Annotated in this window: 20 protein-coding genes and 1 pseudogene; 14 read left to right on the forward strand and 7 right to left on the reverse strand. The window is 54.0% G+C overall.

Going from position 1 to position 20807, the window contains the following annotated elements:
• Positions 1-92: 92 nt before the first annotated feature.
• Positions 93-1034, reverse strand: coding sequence for a 2-hydroxyacid dehydrogenase (locus AC6I8L_RS24010; RefSeq protein ID WP_058961626.1), 942 nt, complete (start codon positions 1032-1034; stop codon positions 93-95).
• 241 nt (positions 1035-1275) lie between these two features.
• Between AC6I8L_RS24010 and AC6I8L_RS24015 the strand changes: the two genes are divergently transcribed.
• Genes AC6I8L_RS24015 through crtB form a run of 5 tightly spaced genes read left to right on the forward strand, consistent with a single transcriptional unit; the run spans position 1276 to position 7040 of the window.
• Positions 1276-2181: a polyprenyl synthetase family protein gene (locus tag AC6I8L_RS24015; protein ID WP_058961625.1), complete on the forward strand. Its 906-nt coding sequence runs from the start codon at positions 1276-1278 to the stop codon at positions 2179-2181.
• 14 nt (positions 2182-2195) lie between these two features.
• Positions 2196-3467, forward strand: a complete 1272-nt coding sequence (locus AC6I8L_RS24020; RefSeq protein WP_498014601.1) for a glycosyltransferase — start codon at positions 2196-2198, stop codon at positions 3465-3467.
• Positions 3467-4633 carry a lycopene beta-cyclase CrtY gene (gene crtY / locus AC6I8L_RS24025; RefSeq protein ID WP_058962015.1) on the forward strand — a complete coding sequence of 389 codons (1167 nt, stop codon included), beginning with the start codon at positions 3467-3469 and terminating at the stop codon, positions 4631-4633. Before AC6I8L_RS24020 ends, crtY begins: the two co-directional genes overlap by 1 nt.
• Positions 4633-6114, forward strand: a complete 1482-nt coding sequence (locus AC6I8L_RS24030; RefSeq protein ID WP_058962014.1) for a phytoene desaturase — start codon at positions 4633-4635, stop codon at positions 6112-6114. The genes crtY and AC6I8L_RS24030 overlap by 1 nt, the downstream gene beginning before the upstream one ends.
• The gene (gene crtB / locus AC6I8L_RS24035) at positions 6111-7040 is read left to right on the forward strand and encodes a 15-cis-phytoene synthase CrtB (protein WP_058962013.1); all 930 of its coding nucleotides are present in this window, start codon (positions 6111-6113) and stop codon (positions 7038-7040) included. The genes AC6I8L_RS24030 and crtB overlap by 4 nt, the downstream gene beginning before the upstream one ends.
• On the opposite strand, the gene AC6I8L_RS24040 is transcribed toward crtB, so the two are convergent.
• Positions 6979-7509 (reverse strand): sterol desaturase family protein, encoded by a 531-nt coding sequence (locus AC6I8L_RS24040; protein WP_058962012.1) that lies wholly within the window; start codon positions 7507-7509, stop codon positions 6979-6981. The genes crtB and AC6I8L_RS24040 overlap by 62 nt on opposite strands.
• A 154-nt stretch (positions 7510-7663) precedes the next feature.
• On the opposite strand from AC6I8L_RS24040, the gene AC6I8L_RS24045 reads away from it, so the two are divergent.
• The 3 genes and pseudogenes from AC6I8L_RS24045 to AC6I8L_RS24055 all read left to right on the forward strand — a co-directional run bounded on the left by AC6I8L_RS24045 (position 7664) and on the right by AC6I8L_RS24055 (position 9534).
• A complete protein-coding gene (locus tag AC6I8L_RS24045; RefSeq protein WP_058962011.1) occupies positions 7664-7903 on the forward strand; it encodes a type II toxin-antitoxin system CcdA family antitoxin in 240 nt (79 codons plus the stop codon).
• Positions 7904-7905: 2 nt separating this feature from the next.
• Positions 7906-8214: a CcdB family protein gene (locus tag AC6I8L_RS24050; protein ID WP_058962010.1), complete on the forward strand. Its 309-nt coding sequence runs from the start codon at positions 7906-7908 to the stop codon at positions 8212-8214.
• A 129-nt stretch (positions 8215-8343) separates the two neighbouring features.
• Positions 8344-9534 (forward strand): annotated as a pseudogene (locus tag AC6I8L_RS24055) (CynX/NimT family MFS transporter).
• 2 nt (positions 9535-9536) lie between these two features.
• Here the strand turns inward: AC6I8L_RS24055 and sfnG are convergent.
• Positions 9537-10625, reverse strand: coding sequence for a dimethylsulfone monooxygenase SfnG (gene sfnG, locus AC6I8L_RS24060; protein ID WP_058962009.1), 1089 nt, complete (start codon positions 10623-10625; stop codon positions 9537-9539).
• Positions 10626-10842: 217 nt separating this feature from the next.
• Between sfnG and AC6I8L_RS24065 the strand changes: the two genes are divergently transcribed.
• Positions 10843-11295 (forward strand): GNAT family N-acetyltransferase, encoded by a 453-nt coding sequence (locus AC6I8L_RS24065; RefSeq protein ID WP_058962008.1) that lies wholly within the window; start codon positions 10843-10845, stop codon positions 11293-11295.
• Here the strand turns inward: AC6I8L_RS24065 and AC6I8L_RS24070 are convergent.
• The gene (locus AC6I8L_RS24070; protein WP_058962007.1) at positions 11288-12169 is read right to left on the reverse strand and encodes a LysR family transcriptional regulator; all 882 of its coding nucleotides are present in this window, start codon (positions 12167-12169) and stop codon (positions 11288-11290) included. The genes AC6I8L_RS24065 and AC6I8L_RS24070 overlap by 8 nt on opposite strands.
• Positions 12170-12298: 129 nt before the next feature.
• Here AC6I8L_RS24070 and AC6I8L_RS24075 point away from each other — a divergent pair, with 129 nt between their 5' ends.
• Positions 12299-13144 carry an MBL fold metallo-hydrolase gene (locus AC6I8L_RS24075; protein WP_082678153.1) on the forward strand — a complete coding sequence of 282 codons (846 nt, stop codon included), beginning with the start codon at positions 12299-12301 and terminating at the stop codon, positions 13142-13144.
• Here the strand turns inward: AC6I8L_RS24075 and AC6I8L_RS24080 are convergent.
• The 3 genes from AC6I8L_RS24080 to AC6I8L_RS24090 all read right to left on the reverse strand — a co-directional run bounded on the left by AC6I8L_RS24080 (position 13141) and on the right by AC6I8L_RS24090 (position 15707).
• A complete protein-coding gene (locus tag AC6I8L_RS24080) occupies positions 13141-13491 on the reverse strand; it encodes an ArsR/SmtB family transcription factor (protein WP_058962005.1) in 351 nt (116 codons plus the stop codon). The genes AC6I8L_RS24075 and AC6I8L_RS24080 overlap by 4 nt on opposite strands.
• Positions 13492-13578: 87 nt before the next feature.
• Entirely contained in the window at positions 13579-14520 is a 942-nt protein-coding gene (locus tag AC6I8L_RS24085; RefSeq protein WP_058962004.1) for a sugar phosphate isomerase/epimerase family protein, read from the reverse strand.
• A gap of 8 nt (positions 14521-14528) precedes the next feature.
• Positions 14529-15707: a Gfo/Idh/MocA family protein gene (locus tag AC6I8L_RS24090; protein WP_058962003.1), complete on the reverse strand. Its 1179-nt coding sequence runs from the start codon at positions 15705-15707 to the stop codon at positions 14529-14531.
• Positions 15708-16161: 454 nt separating this feature from the next.
• Between AC6I8L_RS24090 and AC6I8L_RS24095 the strand changes: the two genes are divergently transcribed.
• The 4 genes from AC6I8L_RS24095 to AC6I8L_RS24110 all read left to right on the forward strand — a co-directional run bounded on the left by AC6I8L_RS24095 (position 16162) and on the right by AC6I8L_RS24110 (position 20807).
• Entirely contained in the window at positions 16162-17175 is a 1014-nt protein-coding gene (locus AC6I8L_RS24095; RefSeq protein ID WP_058962002.1) for a LacI family DNA-binding transcriptional regulator, read from the forward strand.
• A 17-nt stretch (positions 17176-17192) separates the two neighbouring features.
• Positions 17193-18017, forward strand: a complete 825-nt coding sequence (locus AC6I8L_RS24100; RefSeq protein WP_058962001.1) for a sugar phosphate isomerase/epimerase family protein — start codon at positions 17193-17195, stop codon at positions 18015-18017.
• Positions 18018-18290: 273 nt separating this feature from the next.
• Positions 18291-19019, forward strand: a complete 729-nt coding sequence (locus AC6I8L_RS24105) for a gluconate 2-dehydrogenase subunit 3 family protein (RefSeq protein WP_058962000.1) — start codon at positions 18291-18293, stop codon at positions 19017-19019.
• 18 nt (positions 19020-19037) lie between these two features.
• The gene (locus AC6I8L_RS24110) at positions 19038-20807 is read left to right on the forward strand and encodes a GMC family oxidoreductase (protein ID WP_058961999.1); all 1770 of its coding nucleotides are present in this window, start codon (positions 19038-19040) and stop codon (positions 20805-20807) included.

A 20807-nucleotide genomic window follows, 5' to 3' on the forward strand; every position in this document is an offset into this window, starting at 1 on the left:
ATCATAACAACGTTCATCGGCAGAGATTGCAATCGCTATAGAACACTTACTGCGCAGGATATAAGAAAATCCTCTGATGCCAGAGAATAAATTTATACCGCCGTCAGCATTTTTCCGTTTGAGAAATAGGCTAGTAAATTCTCCAGCACATTATTCGCCATGCCTTCACGGGTTTCATGGGTGGCACTGGCAATATGCGGCGTTAATAACACATTATCTAATTCACGCAGCGCAGGATGAATAACCGGCTCTTGCGGGAAAACATCCAGCGCGGCGCCTTTTATCACACCCTGCTGCAATGCCTGGATAAGATCGTTTTCATTCACCACCGTGCCGCGTGCAATGTTGATCAGCACCCCCGATTTCCCCAACGCCGCCAGCACTTTTGCGTCCACCAGCTGGATATTTTCCGGGCTACCCGGCAGCGCCAGCACCAGGAAATCACTGAACGCCGCCAGCTGTTCAATGCTCTCGCAGCGTTGGTAAGGCACATTTTTCTGGCTGCGCGCGGTGTAAGCGATCTCCATACCGAATGCTTCAGCCCGGCGAGCGATGGCCAGTCCAATCGCACCCAAGCCCGCAATGCCCATGCGTTTTCCGCTGGCTTTACTGGAAAGCGAAGTACCGGTATTTTCCCACGCACCAGAACGGGCGAACTGATGATTGGCCACCAGGTTGCGTGAAAAAGCTAAGGTCAACGTCATGGCTAAATCGGCGACATCATCGGTAAGAATATCGCTGGTGATGCTCACCTGAATATCATGTGCAGCGGTGTAATTCAGGTCGATACGATCGGTTCCCACCCCAAACACCGCAATCGCTTTACAGGCCGGCACCTGTTCCAGAATCGACGTTTCTACACCCACGTCACCGCGCGTCACTATGCCTTGAATCTCTTTGCCCTGGCGCTGAAGAAATAGCGCAGGGTCCTGCTCATTATATAAACGATGACAATGAAAATGTTGCGAGAGTTTTTCGTCCAGCTGCGGCATCAGTGGCTGAATAATCAGAATATGAGGTTGCGAAGACATCATTATTTTCCTGGATGGATAAGCGTGTCGTTTCAGACTACCGGATGAATTTATGTTACGGCACCCTTGTTACTTTTTTCGCTAATACGATCACGGGGAAAGTGCAATGAATCCTGGTGGAGAATCAGGTTTTATTTCGGATCTGTTTTTACCGTAATGCGTTGAGCGCGCTGGCGAACTCACCTTACGCAGTCTACGGTTAATAAAAAAACCATAACAATTCAACTTACCATGGAAAGCCGCTATGACCGCCCATGTCGACATCACCGCAAGCCCGGAACACGAACTACACTCTTTGCAGCAATTATTGCAGACGCATCTTGAGCAACTGCTGCCTGCGGGTCAGCCGAGCGATCAAGTTCGTGCCGCCATGCGCGCCGGTGCACTGGCACCGGGTAAACGCATTCGTCCACTGCTGCTGCTGTTGGCTGCGCGAGATATGGGCAGCAAAGCATCGCAACAGGGCATTCTTGATCTCGCCTGCGCAGTTGAAATGGTGCATGCCGCGTCGTTGATCCTCGATGATATTCCATGCATGGACAATGCTCAGATGCGACGCGGGCGCCCAACGGTGCATCGCGAATTTGGCGAAAGCGTGGCGATTCTGGCGGCGATTGCCCTGCTGAGCCGCGCCTTTGAAGTGATCGCCGTTGCGCCAGGTTTAGCCGCCCTGCAGAAATCAGAGGCGATTGCCGAACTCTCTTCTGCCGTGGGTTTACAAGGTTTGGTGCAGGGTCAATTCCAGGATCTGCATCAGGGCGCGCAATCGCGTAGCCCGGAAGCCGTCGCATTAACCAATGAACTCAAAACCAGCGTGCTGTTCCGAGCCACCTTGCAAATGGCGGCGATTGCCGCGGAAGCAACCCCCGCTATGCGCCAGAAGCTCAGCTATTTCGCGCAGGATTTGGGTCAGGCTTTCCAATTGCTCGATGATCTCGCCGACGGCAGCAAACACACCGGCAAGGACATTAATCAGGATCAGGGTAAATCGACGCTGGTACAGATGTTGGGGGCCGAAGGTGCTGAGCGCCGCTTGCGTGAACATCTGCGCAGTGCCGATGCGCACCTCGCCTGCGCCTGCCATCGTGGCATAGCGACCCGCCAATATATGCACGCCCTGTTTAATCAACAGCTGGCGATGTTTCACTGATCGCGGGACTGCCGATGGGGCACTTTGCCGTGATTGCGCCGCCACTGTATAGCCATTTTCACGCGCTGCAGGCGTTGTCACAGACGCTGATTGCGCGCGGTCATCGCATCACCTTTGTGCAACAGGATGATGCACGTCTCCTGCTAACGGATGAATGTATAGGATTCAGCACCGTAGGTGAGCGCAGCCATCCCGCCGGTTCTCTGGCACGGGTGTTACAGCATCTGGCCTCGCCCCTTTCGTTATGGCGGGTAATCAGTGATATCGCCGCCAGCACCGATATGTTGTGTCGTGAACTGCCTGCGCGTTTAACCTCGTTGCAAGTCGATGGTGTGATTGCCGATCAGATGGAAGCGGCGGGTGGCTTAGTGGCAGAAGCGTTGCACCTTCCCTTTGTTTCAGTGGCCTGCGCGCTGCCGGTGAATCGCGAGCCTGGCATACCGCTGGCGGTGATGCCGTTTCGCTTTGGTCAGGATGAAAAATCACTGCAACGTTTTCAGGCCAGTCAGGATATTTATGATCGCCTGATGCAGCGCCATGGCGCGGTGATCAGCCACCATGCGCAACGATGGGGTTTACCCGATCGCCACAGCCTGCATCAATGTTTGTCACCGCTGGCGCAGATTAGCCAACTCGTTCCGGCATTTGATTTTCCGCGCCAGCATCTGCCCAGCCATTTTCACGCTGTGGGTCTGCTGCAGGCATCGAATCCTCCCCGCAGTGCCAGCGCGCCCTGGCCAGAATTGCGACAGCCGGTGGTTTATGCCTCTTTTGGCACCTTGCAAGGTCATCGTTTTCGCTTGTTCCTGCATCTGGCAAAAGCGTGCCGCAACCAGCAGCTCTCGTTGGTGATTGCCCATTGTGGCGGTTTGGACGCCAATCAGGTGCAGCAGCTTAAGCACGCCGGTGCGGCGTGGGTGACGGATTTTCTCGATCAGCCAGCCGCGCTGCAACATGCGCAGCTGTTTATCACCCATGCCGGACTCAACAGCACGTTAGAGTCACTGGAATGGGGCACCCCGATGCTGGCGCTGCCGCTGGCCTTTGACCAACCCGGCGTGGCGTCACGTATTGCCTGGCACGGTGTCGGTCATCGCGCGTCTCGCTTTAGCCGCGTGCATCAGCTGGAGCAGCACATGCAGCAACTGTTGACGGATGACGGCTATCGGCTGCGTATCTCGCCGATTCAGGCGCAGCTGCAGCGCTCAGGCGGTTGCGAGCGCGCCGCTGACATCGTTGAGCAGGCATTGGGGCAACACCGTGTTGTGCTGGCGGAGGCGACCTGATGCCCGAGAATTATGACGTGATTTTAGTGGGTGCCGGCCTGGCTAATGGCTTGATTGCGCTGAAGCTGCGTCAGCGCCAACCCCAGTTGCGCATTCTGATGCTGGAAAGTCACGCGCATCCGGCAGGTAATCATACCTGGTCCTTTCATCAGGACGATCTCAGCCCCAATCAGCTACAGTGGCTGCAACCGTTGATTGCCCACCGCTGGCCCGGCTATCAGGTGCGATTCCCTTCACTGCGCCGCAATCTCAGCGGAGAATATTGCTCAATCACCTCTGCAGATTTTGCCCAACGGCTTTATGAGGTCATGGCGGATGATCTCTGGATCAATACCCCGGTGAATGAGGTGCGCCCCACTCAGGTCACCCTGGCCGACCATCGCGTACTGCATGCTGCGGTGGTGATTGATGGTCGCGGCCTGCAACACACGCCGCATCTTCAACTCGGCTATCAAGCCTTTATCGGTCAGGAGTGGCATCTGGCTAGGCCTCACGGTTTAACACAACCGATCTTGATGGATGCGACAGTGGATCAACAACAGGGCTACCGCTTTGTTTACACCTTACCGCTGAGTACAGATCGTCTTTTAATTGAAGATACGCACTACATTAATCAGCCCACGCTGACAGAGCACACCGCGCGGCTGAATATCGCCGATTACGCCAAAGCGCATCACTGGAGCTTGAGCCTTCTGCTGCGTGAGGAGCAAGGTTCACTGCCAATAACATTGAGTGGCGATATTGATGCCTTTTGGCTGCAACAGCGTGGTCAACCGTGCAGTGGATTGCGCGCCGGTTTGTTTCACGCCACCACGGGCTACTCGTTGCCCACAGCACTGGCGCTGGCTGACCGCATTGCCCAACTGTTGCCCTGTGATGCGACAACGCTCAGTCGCGCCATCGAACAGTTTGCACGCGAGCAGTGGCGAACACAGCGTTTTTTCCGGCTGCTCAATCGAATGCTGTTCTTGGCCGGGCACCCGGACCAGCGCTGGCGTGTCATGCAGCGCTTTTATCGGCTGAATGCCGGATTAATCAGCCGCTTTTACGCCGGGCAACTCCAGCTCGGCGATAAAGCGCGCATTTTATGTGGCAAACCGCCGGTGCCGATTGGCGAAGCGGTGCGCGCACTGATGACGACCTCTTCTAAACCAGGGAAGAAATAATGACACGTACTTATGTGATTGGCGCCGGTTTCGGCGGCCTGGCGTTGGCTATCCGGCTGCAGGCAGCTGGCATTCCTACCACGCTACTTGAGCAGCGCGATAAACCCGGCGGACGCGCCTACGCATGGCAGGAACAGGGCTTTACTTTTGATGCCGGACCGACAGTGATCACCGACCCGACAGCGATTGAAGCGCTGTTTACGCTGGCCGGTAAATCGCTCAGTGATTATGTTGAATTGATGCCGGTTACGCCTTTCTATCGCTTATGCTGGGAAGACGGCAAACAGCTCGACTATGACAATAATCAACCGTTGCTGGAGCAGCAAATTGCCCGCTTCAACCCGGCCGATGTCGCAGGCTATCGGCAGTTTCTCGCCTATTCACGCGAGGTTTTCAAAGAGGGTTATCTTAAGTTGGGGACTGTGCCTTTTTTGCATTTCCGTGACATGCTGCATGCTGGCCCTCAGTTAGGCCGCTTGCAGGCCTGGCGCAGCGTTTACAGTATGGTGGCAAAATTTATACAGGACGATCACCTGCGTCAGGCATTCTCTTTTCACTCGCTGCTGGTTGGCGGTAATCCTTTTGCAACGTCCTCGATCTATACCTTGATTCATGCGCTGGAACGCGAATGGGGCGTATGGTTCCCACGTGGCGGCACGGGAGCGCTGGTGCAAGGCCTGGCTAAGCTGTTTACCGACATGGGTGGCGAATTGTTGCTCAACGCCGAAGTGAGTCAGCTTGAAACCCAGGGCAATCGCATAAGTGGCGTACAGTTGAAAGATGGTCGCCGGTTTGCAGCTAATGCGGTGGCGTCGAATGCCGATGTGGTGCATACCTATGATCGGTTGCTGCGTGGGCATCCTGCCGCCAGCAAACGTGCGGCCTCACTGAAACGTAAACGCATGAGCAATTCGCTGTTTGTACTCTATTTCGGTCTGAATCACCCGCATTCACAGCTGGCGCATCATACCGTGTGCTTTGGCCCGCGCTATCGTGAGCTGATCGACGAGATTTTTAACAGCAGCCAGCTTTCAGACGATTTTTCGCTTTATCTGCATGCACCCTGCTCCAGCGATCCATCACTGGCTCCGGCAGGCTGTGGCAGTTTCTATGTATTGGCACCGGTGCCGCATCTCGGCACGGCGGCGATCGACTGGCAACAGGAAGGACCGCGTTTACGCGATCGCATTTTTGCTTATCTGGAGGAGCACTATATGCCGGGACTACGTCAGCAACTGGTGACGCACCGCATGTTTACGCCGTTTGATTTTCGCGACACGCTGCATGCCCATCAGGGTTCAGCGTTTTCGCTGGAACCGATTTTGACGCAGAGCGCATGGTTCCGCCCACATAACCGCGATGCGGATATCGCCAACCTCTATCTGGTTGGTGCTGGCACACATCCCGGCGCCGGGGTACCCGGTGTGATTGGCTCGGCGAAAGCCACTGCGCAACTGATGCAGGAGGATCTCGCTGGATGAATCGCCAACCCCTGCTAGAGCAAGTGACTCAGACCATGGCGGTCGGCTCAAAGAGTTTTGCCACCGCCGCGAAACTGTTCGATGCGCCCACGCGGCGCAGCACGCTGATGCTGTACGCGTGGTGTCGCCACTGCGATGACGTGATTGATGGACAAACGCTGGGCGAAGGCGGCACACAACATGTGGTAGAAGATGCCGAAGCGCGCATGCTGCATCTGCAAATTGAAACCCGCCGTGCTTACAGCGGTGCGCACATGGATGAACCCGCGTTCAAAGCATTCCAGGAGGTGGCGTTAATTCACCAGTTGCCGCCACAGTTGGCGTTTGATCACCTGGAAGGCTTTGCGATGGATGCGCGTGAGGCGCGCTACGTGACGTTCGACGATACTCTGCGCTACTGCTATCACGTCGCGGGAGTGGTGGGCCTGATGATGGCCCGTGTGATGGGCGTCCGTGACGAAGCGGTGCTGGATCGCGCCTGCGATCTGGGGCTCGCCTTCCAGCTCACCAACATTGCCCGCGACATCGTTGAAGATGCGCAGAATGGGCGCTGCTATCTGCCGCAAAGCTGGCTGGACCAAGCGGGCTTAACCGGCCAGAATCTGGCCGATCCGCAACATCGCGCTGCCCTGGCACCACTGGCCGCGCGACTGGTGAGCGAAGCAGAACCCTATTATCACTCTGCTCGTTCCGGCTTACCCGGATTGCCGCTGCGCTCCGCATGGGCCATCGCCACTGCACGCGGCGTCTATCGTGAAATTGGGGTGAAGGTGCAACATGCAGGCGCACATGCCTGGGATGCGCGACAACGCACCAGCAGCGGCGAAAAACTGGCGCTGCTGGTGAAAGGTGCTGGCCTGGCGCTTACTTCACGTTTGACTCGTCCGGAGTCGCGTCCTGAGGGGTTGTGGCAGCGTCCGCGTTAACGGATTTATGCCGCTGTCGCAGCGCCGCCTGCAACTTATGCAAAGGCGGCGCATAGAGAAAGCCGAATGAGACGCACCCCTCGCGGCCCCGCACCGCATGATGCATGCGGTGCGCCATATACAGACGCTTGAGATAACCTTTGCGCGGGATATAGCGGAACGGCCAGCGTTGATGCACCAGCCCGTCATGTACCATGAAATAGAGTGCGCCGTACAAGGTTACGCCCGCACCAATCCATTGCAGCGGCCAGTAGCCGTTTACGCCGATGTAGATCAGCGCAATCGCCAAGAACATAAACACCACGGCATAGAGATCGTTGAGTTCAAATTTGCCGTCGTGCGGTTCATGGTGTGATAAATGCCAGCCCCAGCCCCATCCGTGCATGATGTACTTATGCGACAGTGCCGCCACCACTTCCATCACCACCACTGACGCCAGCAGGATCAGCGTATTCCATAACCAAAGCATCGTGCATCCATTTGTGTTGAACAGAGGCTTTAAAAGTGGACGCGGATAGGTCGAGAGGCAAGTCAATAACGTTTATTTTTGTTGGATTGATGGCAATTGAGTTTTCATCCATACTCATCGACATTGCTACACGTGTAGTCCACACGGGGGATTTATGCCTAATACCAGTGTAAACCAGAAGAAAACCGTCAGCGTCACCGTCGAACCCATGCTATTGCAACAAGCCAGAGAGGCCGGTTTAAACTTATCCGCGATTCTTGCTGAGGCTTTGCGACAAGAAATACGGGTAGCCGCTGCAGAAAAATGGAAACAAGAAAATAGTGCCGGTTTACAGGAACTGAACCGCATAACTGAAGAGCATGGTTTATTGTCGGATGAACACAGGACGTTCTAAATATGCAGTACATGATTTATAACAACACCAGTAAAAACAGTGCTTACCCTTATCTGGTCGATGTTCAAAGCGATATCATTGATCAGCTCACAACGCGTATTGTCATTCCTTTGTACCCTATGAATCGACTTAAGGCTGGTCAGGTAAAACGGCTTAACCCCGTCATCGAAATTGAGGGAGAAGGCTATCTCGTCATGACCCATGAAATGGCAAGTGTGCCCGCATCTCTGTTAGGAAAACAAGTGATGGATGCGCGCCCTTATCGCCAGCAAATCAAAGATTCTATTGATTTTATCTTTGATGGATTTTGAAACTTTACATGTCAAACGTCCCTCGTTAGTATTCCCCTCCCCAGCGGAAATGAACTGCTGCGTAAGCGTTAACGTCAATCAACGCACCATATGCAGAATCGTTCTGCCTCAACTCTATGGTGCGCAAATATGTCCCATACCACTATTGCCCAAAATCCAGCCCTGCGACGCGCGGGTTTTTTTTTGTTTCTGTTGCTGCTTACTGCTGCCAACCTGCGCACGCCGATCACCGCCACCGGCCCCATACTGGAGAATATCCGCGCCAGTTTTGGTCTGAGCGCCAGTGCCGCAGGCGTGATCAACTTTTTACCGCTGCTGATGTTTGCCACGCTGGCACCGCCTGCCGCCTGGTTTGGTAATCGCTTTGGCCTGGAACGCAGTTTGTGGGGCTCGCTGCTGCTGATCACGCTGGGGTCGTTGCTGCGCATTACCGGCAGTGAAAATGCCATGTGGGCGGGCACGCTAATTCTGAGCTCCGGTATTGCCGCCGCTAACGTGCTGTTGCCCCCGCTGATCAAGCGTGACTTTACTGAGCACACGGCACGCTACATCGGGTTGTATGCCATGGTGATGGGGATTTCAGCCAGTATTGCATCAGGGATTGCGGTGCCGCTGGCTGAAATCAGCTCCGCAGGTTGGCGTCTGTCGCTCGCGGTGTGGCTGGTGCCCGTGTTTATCGCACTGCTCGCCTGGCTACCTTATCTGAAAAAGTCGGGGCCGCAGGTGCACGCCGCAGCAACCCACAGCGTGACGCGATCGCCCTGGCGCTCAGCATTGGGCTGGCAAGTTTCGCTGTTTATGGCCAGTCAGTCACTGCTGTTCTATACCCTGATTGGCTGGTTCACCCCGTTTGCGCAAGACAACGGTATTAGCCAGATTTAGGCAGGCGGCATGCTGTTCGTCTATCAGATCGTCGCTATCGTCTCCAATCTCGCCTGCATGAGCGCCCTCAAACGCCTGAAAGATCAGCGCGCTATTGGCTTTATCGCTTCATTCCTGATCTTTGTTGCGGTGGTCGGCTTGCTGCTGCTGCCGTCATGGTCACTTTTGTGGCTGATTCTGGCAGGATTGGGCGCAGGCGCGTCACTGGTGATCAGTCTTTCACTGTTTAATCTGCGCACCCAGGATCATCGCCAGGCATCAAAACTCTCCGGCATGGCGCAGTGCGTCGGTTACGGGCTGGCGGCACTTGGCCCGCTGTGTTTCGGTATGCTACATGATGCCAGCGGTAACTGGCTGGTGCCGCTGATCATGTTACTGGCGGTTACCGTGGTTCAGATGATGATGGCGCTACTGGCGGGCCGCGCCCGCCATATTTGATATCAGGCGGAGACCCGGCTTTCCTGACGTTCCAGTTCACGCACTCGCGGAATCACCTCGCGGCCAAAGAACTCAACGTCCTCATGGAAGTGCAAAAAGGCCAGCAGCAATAAATCGACGCCTGCCTGCTTCAACGCCATGATGCGCTCAGCGATCTGTTGTGGGGTGCCAATTAAATTGGTCTTAAAGCCGTCGTTATACTGCACCAGATCTTCAAACGACGATTTTGCCCAGTTGCCCTCACCTTCCGGTGACGCACTTCCCGCGTTTTTTACTTCATGCTGGAAACCTTTAACGGCATCCGGATTGGCTTTGGCGATGATTTCCTGCAGGACGGACTGTGCTTCCTGCTCTGTATCGCGGGCGATGACAAAACCGTTTAAACCAATTTTAACCTGATGTCCTTGCGTGATGGCTTTCACCTGAATGTCTTCAATTTGCTGCTGAACGCCCTCCGGCGTATTGCCGTTGGTGAAGTACCAATCCGACACGCGTGCCGCCATATCACGCGCTGCACGGGAACTGCCGCCCTGGAAGATTTCAGGTAAAGGTAAAAGAGGTTTGGGTTTTAATGCGTAATCGCGGAAGCGATAGAAGTCTCCGGCAAAGGTGAAGCTGTCTTCACGCCAGATACCTTTAAGGCAATGGATAAATTCTTCAGACCGTAGGTAACGCTCTTCATGATCGAGCCAGGGTTCGCCAATCGCTTTAAATTCGCCCCGGAACCAGCCGCTGACAATGTTAACGGCAATGCGTGGACCGTAAAGATGGCTGATGGTAGCGATCTGCTTGGCGGCCAGCACGGGATTCCATGGGCCGGGCAGCAGCGCGGCAATCACTTTGAGCGTTGAGGTATGGCTCAGCAAGTCCTGTGAGAAGGTCACCGATTCATGCTGGTTATCTGCACCGTATCCGGCAGTAAATCGGATCTGCGTCAGGGCATAGTCGAATCCTGCCTTTTCAGCGATTTTTGCCAGTTCGCGATTATACTCCGCGTCCCAACGGGTGCGCTGTTCAATCTGACTGATCACCAATCCACCGGACACATTGGGCACCCAGTACGCAAATTGCAGGGGTTTCTTATCTGACATCGGCTTCTCCTGTCGATATATAGCTTAAAAATATGAATTTCAATCAAGTTCTATCTTTTCGATATATAAAGGGTAATGCAGCAGCTGTGCCAGATTTTCATGAATTTAAGCAGTTGATTTTATTGAGATGGGAGCGTTACTTAACGGGTGAGAAGTTGCAAATACAACAGCCGTTGTAAAACGCCCGTCGCCACTGCAACAGTGAGAGGAGAAGAAATTGAATCTGCGCGTTGAAACCATCACCCCGTATGTCCCCGGATTTTCGTCACTCAAAGCGGAGAGCATCGACCTGGGTTTCAATATGCTTCGCAGGCTCGATGATAATTGGCGCAACGGCACCAATTGTTTCGATCTCCCTGGCGAAAAACTATTGGGGCTGTTTTCATGCCATCAACTGATTGGTGTTGGCGGGCTGAATCAGGACCCATTCATGACAAATTGTCGGGCTGGCAGGGTTCGTCATCTCTATTTAGGTCAATGTTATCGCGGCATGGGGCTGGGAACGTTGTTACTGCAACAGATCATTCAGGATGCGGTCATCCATTTTGCTCTGATCAATACCCATGCACCGCACGCTGCGTATTCCTTCTATGAACGGTTGGGTTTTCATTGCTTAGCGGATCAGGATATCAGCACGCATCGGCTACAGCTCATTGCCGCGACTAAGTGAGCGCATCCCTCCTCGGTAGCGCGTCAATAAACTCCCGAATCTGCGGCCTGTTATCGTCCTTCCGCCACACAGCATATAAGGTTATCTCCAGCGGTAACCACGGCAGCATCACCAATGAAACGGTATCTGCGACCCGACTCGCCAGGCTTTGTTGAATGAAGGTAAACCCCAGGCCCGCTTCCACGCAGGCCAGGGCAGCCAGCGGCCCGTTCACCTCAAAGGTAATATCCGGCTGGAAACCCGCTTGCTCACATGCAGCCAGTAAGCGGGCGCGCGCAGCTGGATTGAGGTGCGCATGATCGGCTATCCAGCGCTGTTTTTGTAAATCTGCCGGTGTGGGTGTAGCGATGGTTTGTGCTTTTGGCATGGCTAACAGAATCGGTTCCGTCAGCACTTTTTTCTGCAAAAACCAGTCGCCCTTTTCGGGAGGGGTATGCAGTAGCGCTACATCCAGCGCCCTTTCCTCAAGTAATTCGCGTTGTTGCTGGGATCGCATCGCGTGCAGATGGATAGCGGTGCCGCTTTGCTGATCAATCCGGGCAATGGCATATGGCAGTATGCGCGAATGTATCGCCGCCTCAACATAACCAATATCCAGACGCCCCCTGGCCGTCTGCGTCAGGCTGCGGCCATAATCGGTGAGACGCGCATGATGTTGCAGAAAAGGCGTGACCTCATCCAGAAATTTTCGCCCTGCTTCCGTCAATCGCAGACGCTTTTTCTCACGATGAAACAGCGTGACGCCGAGTTCACTCTCAAGTTGTTGAATTTGCCTGCTCAGCGGGGATGCCGAGATATGCAGCTTTTCCGCCGCCTGACCGACATGTTCCAGCAGCGCCACAGTCGCAAAAGATCGCAATAATTTAATGTCCACAGCTTTTTCGGTCTCAACTCAGTCGAAAAGGATGATAGTCACACCCGCCGGTTCCCTGCAATATTTCATTGCTGATGCAGCTTAATGATTAAACAGCGCTTTCTCTTTCGGTGAAGAACAAAGGCGGTAATGATGGTCAAACATTTCTCCTCACAACGCGTGGGTAACTATCTGGTCACGGCTATCAGTGATGGCACTATGAAAGCCAGCCTTACGCTGCTCTCCGGCATTGATATCCCCAGCGCAGAGTCAATTCAAGCGCAATCGGGTATCGATGTGCCGGGTGATATTCATATTTACTGTTATCTGATTCGCGGTGAAGGACGCACGATCTTGATTGATAGCGGCATGGGCGCCGTCAATCATATTGGCGGGGAATTGCAGCCTAATCTGTTAGCGCTGGGTGTTAACCCCGACGCCATTGATACTCTGTTGCTCACGCATTGCCATCCCGATCATATTGGCGGATTACTAAAAGCCAACGGTCAACCCGCCTTTGTTAATGCGCAACTTTATCTCTCTACGGCTGAAGCGGCATTTTGGCGGGATGATGACAAGCTTGAAACAGCCAACGAACGCACTCAGAGAAATGCCTTGCTGGTGCGTCGTACGCTCGAGGCCTATCGGCCCAGCCTGCACCTGATTGAGCAGAATAATATCACTGCGGATATCCAGGCTATCAGTCTGCCAGGCCATACGCCGGGGCATACCGGATATCTGATTGATTCCGACAATGAACGTCTACTGATCTGGGGCGATATTGTGCATTACCCGCATATCCAGTTAGCTCGACCAGACGTTTCCATTTCCTTTGATAACGATCCGGCACTGGCTGAAACCACGCGCAAAGCGATTATCGAACAGGTATCAAGGGACAAAACGCGGGTAGCAGGCATGCACTTTGGCGCATCCGCATTTGGCTATATTGAGGGTGATGTGCGCTCCGGCTATCTGTTGCGGCCAAAAACGGATTAAGACGCTGAGCTGTGAAAGTCGTTGACGGTGCCACGCGTCAGACCATCCTGCGTGGTCGCCGTAAGAAATGCGTCCAGCAGCCCGGGGAAGCGTGCGTCCAGGTCGTCACGACGCAGTGACAAGAGGTTTTCACGGCCTGAAGGTTTCTGCCAGATGACGCCACTGTCGCGCAGCACGCGCCAGTGATGCGTTAGAGTGGATTTGGACACGCCCTTCAGAAGCGATCCACACGTGTGCTCACCCCCCTCCGCCAGGATAGCGACCACACTCATACGCAGGGGATTGCCGAGCGCGGCCAATACATTTTCCAGACGGATTTCATCGCGCTGCGGGTGATTTTCCAGCATAGGCTGCCTCATGATAGTTCGTATAAACACGAAGTATCGGGCAGCGGATGCGGGATGTACAGCGCGGCAGCACGCCGCGCTCAACGCCTACTGACTGATGGTCTGTTTCAACGCGGCAATCGATGAGGTGACGCCCGCTTCTACCGACATGGTGAGATCTTCCATTTCCAGTGAGACCCAGTCGTTGTAGCCCATCATACGGACCACCGAGAAGAACTCCTTCCACCACTGCAAATCCTGGCCGCAGCCCACAGCAACGTAGTTCCAGGCGCGGTTTGCTACATCCTCCACCGGTTTGGTTTCCAGCAGACCGTTGATATTGACCAGACCCCGTTCCATCCGCACATCTTTACCATGGCAGTGATGAATCGCCGGCCCCAGCGCCCGAGCTGCGGCAATCGGATCGGCGCCCATCCACAGTAAATGGCTGGGATCAAGGTTCAGCCCTACCATGTCGCCCACCGCATTGCGCAGCCGGAACAGGGTCTCTGGATTCCACACCAGCATGGAGCTGAAGTTCTCCAGCGCAAACTTCTCTACCCCACTTTGCTTCGCACGCACCACCAGCCCTTGCCAGTAAGGGATCGCCACTTCATTCCATTGATAGTCGAGGCAGTTTTTCAATGTTGGCGGCCAGCTCACGGTATAGGTGATCCAGTTGGGAATGGTGTCATGCGGGCTGGCAGGCGGTAACCCACTCATCATGACTATTTTCTTCACCCCCAACTCACCCGCCAACGCCAGGGCATTTTCGGTATCGCGTTGATGCTTTTGACCAAGTTCACCGGGATCCAGCGGATTACCCGATACATTCAGAGCGGCAATTGACATCCCGCGGCTTTCCAGTGCTTTCAACAGGTTCTGACGCTGTGTGGCACTGCCCAGTAACGCTTCTGTCGGCAAATGTGGCGCAGAGGACCAGCCACCCGTCGTCATTTCAACGCCGTAAACACCCAGTTCCAGCAGTTTGTCCAGCATTTGCTCAAACGGCAGATGCCCCAGGCTGTCGGTACAAAAAGAGAGTTTCATGGCAGTCCTTATTGGTAGTTGACCCAGGTCGCGCCGTTGTCGGCGGAACGAACACAGTTTTCAATCCAGCGCACGCCTTCCAGCCCGGCATTAATGTCGGGATAGATCAGGTTATCAAGCGTGTGCTGATCGCCACGCTGGGTGGCACTGATAGCGATGGCGAATTTCAGGTAGATATTGGCCCAGGACTCGGCCAGGCCTTCAGTATGCAATGCACCCAGACGCTCATCCGCCAGCGCACTTTCATGCAAATACGGCATACCGTGATGCATCAGTTGATTTGGCTGGCCCTGCACTTCGTATTTCAATTCGCCCGGGTTGTAATCACTCCACTCCAGACTGGCGCGTGAACCGATAATGCGGATACTTTGGCTGTCCATTGAACCGGCGTTGATCGATGAAGCCCACATGCGCCCTACCGCCCCGTTGTCGTAATGCATCAGCACCATCGCGTTATCTTCCAGCGGTGCGCGTGAGGGAATAAAGCTTTGGCGATCGCACAGCAGCGATTTGACTTTCAGCTGCGGCAGCACCAGCTGCGAGATGTAGAAGGTGTGAGTGGAGATATCGCCCAGTACAAACGAGGGACCGGCGATTTTTGGATCGACACGCCATTTCTGTGCTTCGCTAAATTTATCGGCACTGTCATTGGCGCTGAAGCCGTGGGTATATTGAAGCTCCACCATACGCACTTCGCCGATCTCGCCGTTGGCGATCATGGCTCGCATCTGCATCAACAATGGATGGCCGGAGAAGCCGTATGTCACGCCGACGATGAGCTTTTTCGCCTCTGCAAGCTCTTTAATCTCCTGCGCTTCCGCGCTGGTGAAGAACAGCGGTTTTTCACAAATCACATGAATACCGGCATTCAGCGCCGCTTTCGTGATCTCATAATGGGTGCCATTGGGGGTGGCGATTGATACCACTTCCACCCCATCGTCACGCTTTGCCTCTTCCTCAAGCAATTGCTGGTAGTCGTCATAACAACGTTCCGGCGCAAGTCCAAGATTGACGCCAAATTCGCGCCCACGCGTAGCATCAATATCAAAGGCGCTGGCGACCATCTGGTAGGCGGTATTGTCACGTAAGGCACCGGACCGATGTTTATATCCCACCTGACTCAGGCGGCCGCCACCGATCATTGCCCAGCGGAGCGGGCGTGGAATGCGTTTTTCACCATTTAACATAGTCACTCCTGTTTTTGCACCCGGGTGCAATTTAGGTTGAGGGTAGATGTTCTTATCTGTTACTGCTGATTCTTGTTATTTATTCACGCACTGGAATCCATTGCACTGCACGTACTGCCGTACTTCACGAGATGCTACCGAGTGCAAATCGCATCAGAATCGGGCATAAAAAGGATGATTCTTGTGCTTACAAGGGCTGAATGTCAGCGATGCCGACTTTTTAGTCAATCTGGCAACATGCAATTCAGCGAAGAAGATCACAAAAACCGTTAAATTTGCACCCGAATGCAAAACTCATTGCAATCGGGTGCAAAGATCAAACATAATCGTAACATCATAAAAACAGGGTTATTCGATGTCATTTGCCCCATTTGCCTGCGCTTAGGTGTTTATTTTCAGTTGGCTTTCACGTTCAATGCAGGGGACTCCGCCTTTTTATCCCTACGCAGGTGCTATGAATAAACCAACAAAGAAGCCCCACAAAGCCACAGCAAGTGATGTCGCACGACTTGCCGGCGTCTCAAAATGGACCGTATCCCGCGCTTTCACGCCCGGTGCATCCATCTCTGACAAGGCGCGTGAACAGATATTGAAAATCGCGGTGGAGCTGGGCTATCGCCCTAACCTGCTGGCGCGCAGCCTGTCGCAGAAGAAAACGCACATTATCGGCGTGGTGATCGATGAGATGAAGAATCCTCACTCGATGCTGATGCTCGACATGGTCACGCGTCAGTTGCAACAGCGCGGCTATATGGCGTTGTTGCTGAATATTGGTAGCGGAAAAAATTATAGCGCCGTGCTGACGCTCGCCGATCAGTTGCAAGTGGATGGACTGCTGTTTCTCGGCACCGTGTTAACCGACGAACTGATTAGCGTGGCGCGCGAGATGCATCAGATTCCGCTGGTGCAGGTGTGCCGAAACAATGACGAGCCCGATATCGATGTGGTGAACGTTGACGGTTTACGCGCGGGTAAACAGCTGGGCGAACTGTTGCTGGCACAGGGCTACACCCGTATCGGATATATGATGGGACCGGAAACCAGCAGCCATCATACCCAACGCCTGGAAGGCCTGCAGCTGGCACTTCAGGAGGCTGGATTGACGCTGGAATTACTGCTCACTGCAGGCGAGTACTCTCGTGAGCGGAGTTATGAAGTGCTGAGTGATTATCTCAACGCGCACGCCCCTCAGCAGCGGGTTGACGCCCTGTTTTGTGAGAACGACATTTTGGCACTCGGCGCATTGACGGCGCTTAAAGAGCATGCAGGCAACCGTTTTATGGCGGTGGTGGGTTTTGATGATATCGATGAAGCCAGTTTGTCCAGCTGGCAACTGACCACGTTTAGCCAGCGATTGGATTTAATTGTCAATGAAGCCCTCAACCGCTTGATTGACGGAAAGGCCACTCCAGGTGGTGTTTGGTCTCAGGGAGAATTGCGCTTACGACGCTCTCACCTGAAACCCTGAGGTAACAAGGAGGAGAGATGAAGTTGTCACTGCATGGTGTTTCTGTCTGGTACAGCAATGCCGTCACTCAGTTACGCATCGCCCACGAAACAGGCTACAGCGGACTGGAGATTCTGCCTGAACATCTGTATCGCTATCTGGATAACGGCGGTAGTTACGCAAAATATCGTGATCTGCTGGCGAAGTATCAGATTGAGATCACCTGCATTAATGCTTTGAAGCGGATGGGTCGTTTCCAGCCAGAAGAACGTGCCGCCCTGCTGCGTGAAGCGGAGAAAGTGGTGCAGGCGGCCGTGGAACTGCGCTGCCCGGTGGTGCAAATTATGGCGTTAACCGAATTAGATCATCTGCCAGACGCCGCACGTGACGCCATCTTGCTGGAAAACCTCTGCGCCATCGCCGATATCGGCAAGCCACATGGCATTAAATTCCAGATAGAAGTGGTGGCCTTCACTGCCTTCAATTCACTGCAACACGCGCTGGATCTGATTAAACAGAGTGGCAAAGATAACCTTGGCGTGGTGGTCGATTTCTGGCACCTGCACGCCGGCGGTGGCACCACACCGGATGAAGTGGCGCGCATGGACAAGGATTTGATCTACGGTGTGCATTTCTGTGATGGTCGCGCCGCCTATCCGGGCGAAGCCTGGGACGAATGGGTCCAGCGCAATTACGCGCCCGGTGAGGGAGATGTTGATATTCCAGCCTGGGTGGCGGCAGTGAAAGCCACGGGATACAACGGCGTATGGTCACCGGAATTATTGAGCCCGCGCAACTGGGAAGATGATCTCTGGGATATTGCCCGTCACAGCATCGACGACATGAAAAAATATATTTATTAAAAATAAAGGAGGCCCGAATAACGGGTTTTCCGTGAAGACATTTGGCAATGGCGGGAAAAATCCAGCCTACGGAATCGCGTGTTGATTAACAACACGCGCATAACGTCTTTCAATACTTTCTGAGAAATCATAATAACGAACATGGATTCGTCGTGGACGGCTGCGCGCTAATTAACGTGTGGCCGGTCTATGTCTGAATGTCCGGAACGTCGTGCACTGTCAATATTAATCTGCCGTGTCCATCAGACGATGGAATGATTAAGGGAAAGAAGTATGAACCGAAGAGAAGCGCTCTTTTCGCTGAGCGGTATTGTCGCCTCACTTGCCGTGGCACCGCAACTCCGCGCCAAAGAGCTGCACAATGTGCCGCTGGAAACCCAGCTCAGTGCCGACCATTTGCCACAGCCAGCGTGGCAAGACGGTTACCAGGTGCTCACCAACCCACTGGATCGCCAGAATCTACAAGCCATTTTTGTTCGTTTAATCCCGGCCGATAAGCTAGGGCCTTCAGCTACTGAAGCGGGCTGTATTGAGTTCCTCGATAATCAGTTAGCGGGGGATTACGGTTCAGGAGCCGCGCTTTATTTGCAAGCTCCACTGCATCCCGAAAACGAAGAAAAAATTATGGGCAGCCCTCAATTTCTCTCCGCACCAAAGGAACGTTATTTAACAGGTTTAAAAGCGCTGGAAAACTGGGCACAAAAAAAATATCAATCCTCCTTCCATGCGTTAAATGCTGAGCAGGTTGATGATTTCCTCACAAAAATGGAAGACGGAAAAATCGATTTGGGGGCACAGGTGAATAGCCAGGCCTTCTTTGAATTAATGCTACAGAACGCCCGGGAAGGTTATTTAGCCGATCCGATTTACGGCGGTAATAAAAACATGGCGGGCTGGAAGATGATTGGTTTTCCTGGTGCCCGCTATGACTACCGCCTTTATATCGAACGCCGCAATGAAAACCTGGCGCTTATTCCTGTCAGTCTGATCCCAAACGATTAATACCCCGGAGCTGAGTCAATGTCATTAGAGAGAAATAAGGCTGACGTGGTGATCGTTGGTATGGGTTGGGCCGGTTCGGTGATGGCGGAAGAGTTAACCCGCGCCGGGCTAAATGTGGTCGGTATCGAACGTGGCGCGTGGCGAGACACTTCTACCGATTTCCCAGTGGCGATTGATGCCGATGAACTGCGTTTCCACACGCGCCGCAAAATTTTACAGCCGATGAGTGTCGAAACCACCACGTTCCGCAACCGCAGCGACCAACTTGCCGCACCGGTGCGCAACTGGTCCGCGTATCAGTTTGGCTGGAACGTGGGCGGAGCAGGCACGCACTGGGCAGGCATGTCCTGGCGCTTCACACCGTGGGATTTTGAAGTCGCGACACAGACGCGTGAGCGTTACGGCGCGAAAAAGATGGCTGGCTTACAGTTGCAGGACTGGGGCGTGACCTATGACGAAATGGAACCTTTCTACGATCGCTTCGAGCGCATCGCTGGCACCTCGGGCTACGCCGGAAATCTGAACGGTGAAAAACGCACGGGCGGCAACGTCTTTGAGGGCGCCCGCAAACGGGATTACCCAACGCCACCGCTCAAAGATACCCATTGGATGAGCAAATATCGCAAGACCACCGAGAACATGGGTTATCACCCCTTCACGGTACCCGCTGGCAACCTGTCTCAAGCTTATGTTAACCCATTAGGCGTTAGCATGGGGCCATGCACCTATTGCGGTTTCTGCGATTTCCACGGCTGCGGTAACTTCTCCAAATCGTCGCCACAGGCCTGTATTTTACCGGTGTTGATGCGCCGTCCAAACTTCACCTTGCTGACGGAGACAGAAGTCCTGCATGCCGTGAAGCATGAAGATGGCAAAACCGTGAAAGGCGTGAAATTTGTCACTCAGGATGGCGTGGAAGGTTTCCAGCCTGCCGATGTCGTCTGCTTCACCGCTTACCAGATGGATAACGTGCGCCTGATGCTGCTCTCCGGCGTCGGTGAGAAATACGATCCGCTCATCGGCCGTGGCACCATTGGTCGCAACTACAACTATCAGACGTGTTCAAGCGTGACCGGTTTCTTTGATAACGAATACATGAACCCGTTTATCGGCGGCGGTGCTTTAGCCGTGCAGATCGATGATTTTAACGGTGACAACTTCGATCATAGCGACCTCGATTTTATTGGTGGCGCGGGGATTATGGGCTTCTCCACCAATGGCCGTCCGATTCAAAACATGAACGGCCTGCGTCCCGGCACCAAACGCTGGGGAAGCGAATGGAAGGCCGGTTATGCGCGTGATTACCAAACGGCGGGCACCATCTTCTGTCAGGGCACGTCGATGCCAATGCGTGAAGCTTACCTCGATCTCGATCCCAACTATAAAGACCGCTACGGCCAACCCCTCCTCCGCCTGACATTCGACTGGAACCAAAATGATCAGCGTATGGCGAAATTTGTTACCGATCGCGCGATCAACATCATGAAAGAAGTCGGCGGTCAGCACATTGTGGTCGATAACCAAGCCGAGAAAAGCTGGAACCCTTACATGCAGCACAGCTCGCACACCATTGGCGGCGCAGTCATGGGTGCCGATCCGAGTACTTCCGCGCTCAACACTTACTTGCAAAGCTGGGATGCGCATAATTTGTTTGTGGTCGGTGCCTCGGCCTTCCCCAACAATGGCGGCTACAACCCAACAGTCACCGTGGGTGCGTTGGCGGTGCGTGCGGCGCAAGCTATCCACCAGAAGTACATCAATAATCCGGCACCGCTGGTGGGAGCATAA

Source organism: Type-E symbiont of Plautia stali (genome assembly GCF_059731115.1).

Coding starts and splice junctions, on each gene's coding strand:
- AC6I8L_RS24010 (WP_058961626.1), bottom strand. CDS start 1,034: ATGATGTCTTCGCAACCTCATATTCTGATTATTCAGCCACTGATGCCG.
- AC6I8L_RS24015 (WP_058961625.1), top strand. CDS start 1,276: ATGACCGCCCATGTCGACATCACCGCAAGCCCGGAACACGAACTACAC.
- AC6I8L_RS24020 (WP_498014601.1), top strand. CDS start 2,196: ATGGGGCACTTTGCCGTGATTGCGCCGCCACTGTATAGCCATTTTCAC.
- crtY (WP_058962015.1), top strand. CDS start 3,467: ATGCCCGAGAATTATGACGTGATTTTAGTGGGTGCCGGCCTGGCTAAT.
- AC6I8L_RS24030 (WP_058962014.1), top strand. CDS start 4,633: ATGACACGTACTTATGTGATTGGCGCCGGTTTCGGCGGCCTGGCGTTG.
- crtB (WP_058962013.1), top strand. CDS start 6,111: ATGAATCGCCAACCCCTGCTAGAGCAAGTGACTCAGACCATGGCGGTC.
- AC6I8L_RS24040 (WP_058962012.1), bottom strand. CDS start 7,509: ATGCTTTGGTTATGGAATACGCTGATCCTGCTGGCGTCAGTGGTGGTG.
- AC6I8L_RS24045 (WP_058962011.1), top strand. CDS start 7,664: ATGCCTAATACCAGTGTAAACCAGAAGAAAACCGTCAGCGTCACCGTC.
- AC6I8L_RS24050 (WP_058962010.1), top strand. CDS start 7,906: ATGCAGTACATGATTTATAACAACACCAGTAAAAACAGTGCTTACCCT.
- sfnG (WP_058962009.1), bottom strand. CDS start 10,625: ATGTCAGATAAGAAACCCCTGCAATTTGCGTACTGGGTGCCCAATGTG.
- AC6I8L_RS24075 (WP_082678153.1), top strand. CDS start 12,299: ATGATGGTCAAACATTTCTCCTCACAACGCGTGGGTAACTATCTGGTC.
- AC6I8L_RS24080 (WP_058962005.1), bottom strand. CDS start 13,491: ATGCTGGAAAATCACCCGCAGCGCGATGAAATCCGTCTGGAAAATGTA.
- AC6I8L_RS24085 (WP_058962004.1), bottom strand. CDS start 14,520: ATGAAACTCTCTTTTTGTACCGACAGCCTGGGGCATCTGCCGTTTGAG.
- AC6I8L_RS24090 (WP_058962003.1), bottom strand. CDS start 15,707: ATGTTAAATGGTGAAAAACGCATTCCACGCCCGCTCCGCTGGGCAATG.
- AC6I8L_RS24095 (WP_058962002.1), top strand. CDS start 16,162: ATGAATAAACCAACAAAGAAGCCCCACAAAGCCACAGCAAGTGATGTC.
- AC6I8L_RS24100 (WP_058962001.1), top strand. CDS start 17,193: ATGAAGTTGTCACTGCATGGTGTTTCTGTCTGGTACAGCAATGCCGTC.
- AC6I8L_RS24105 (WP_058962000.1), top strand. CDS start 18,291: ATGAACCGAAGAGAAGCGCTCTTTTCGCTGAGCGGTATTGTCGCCTCA.
- AC6I8L_RS24110 (WP_058961999.1), top strand. CDS start 19,038: ATGTCATTAGAGAGAAATAAGGCTGACGTGGTGATCGTTGGTATGGGT.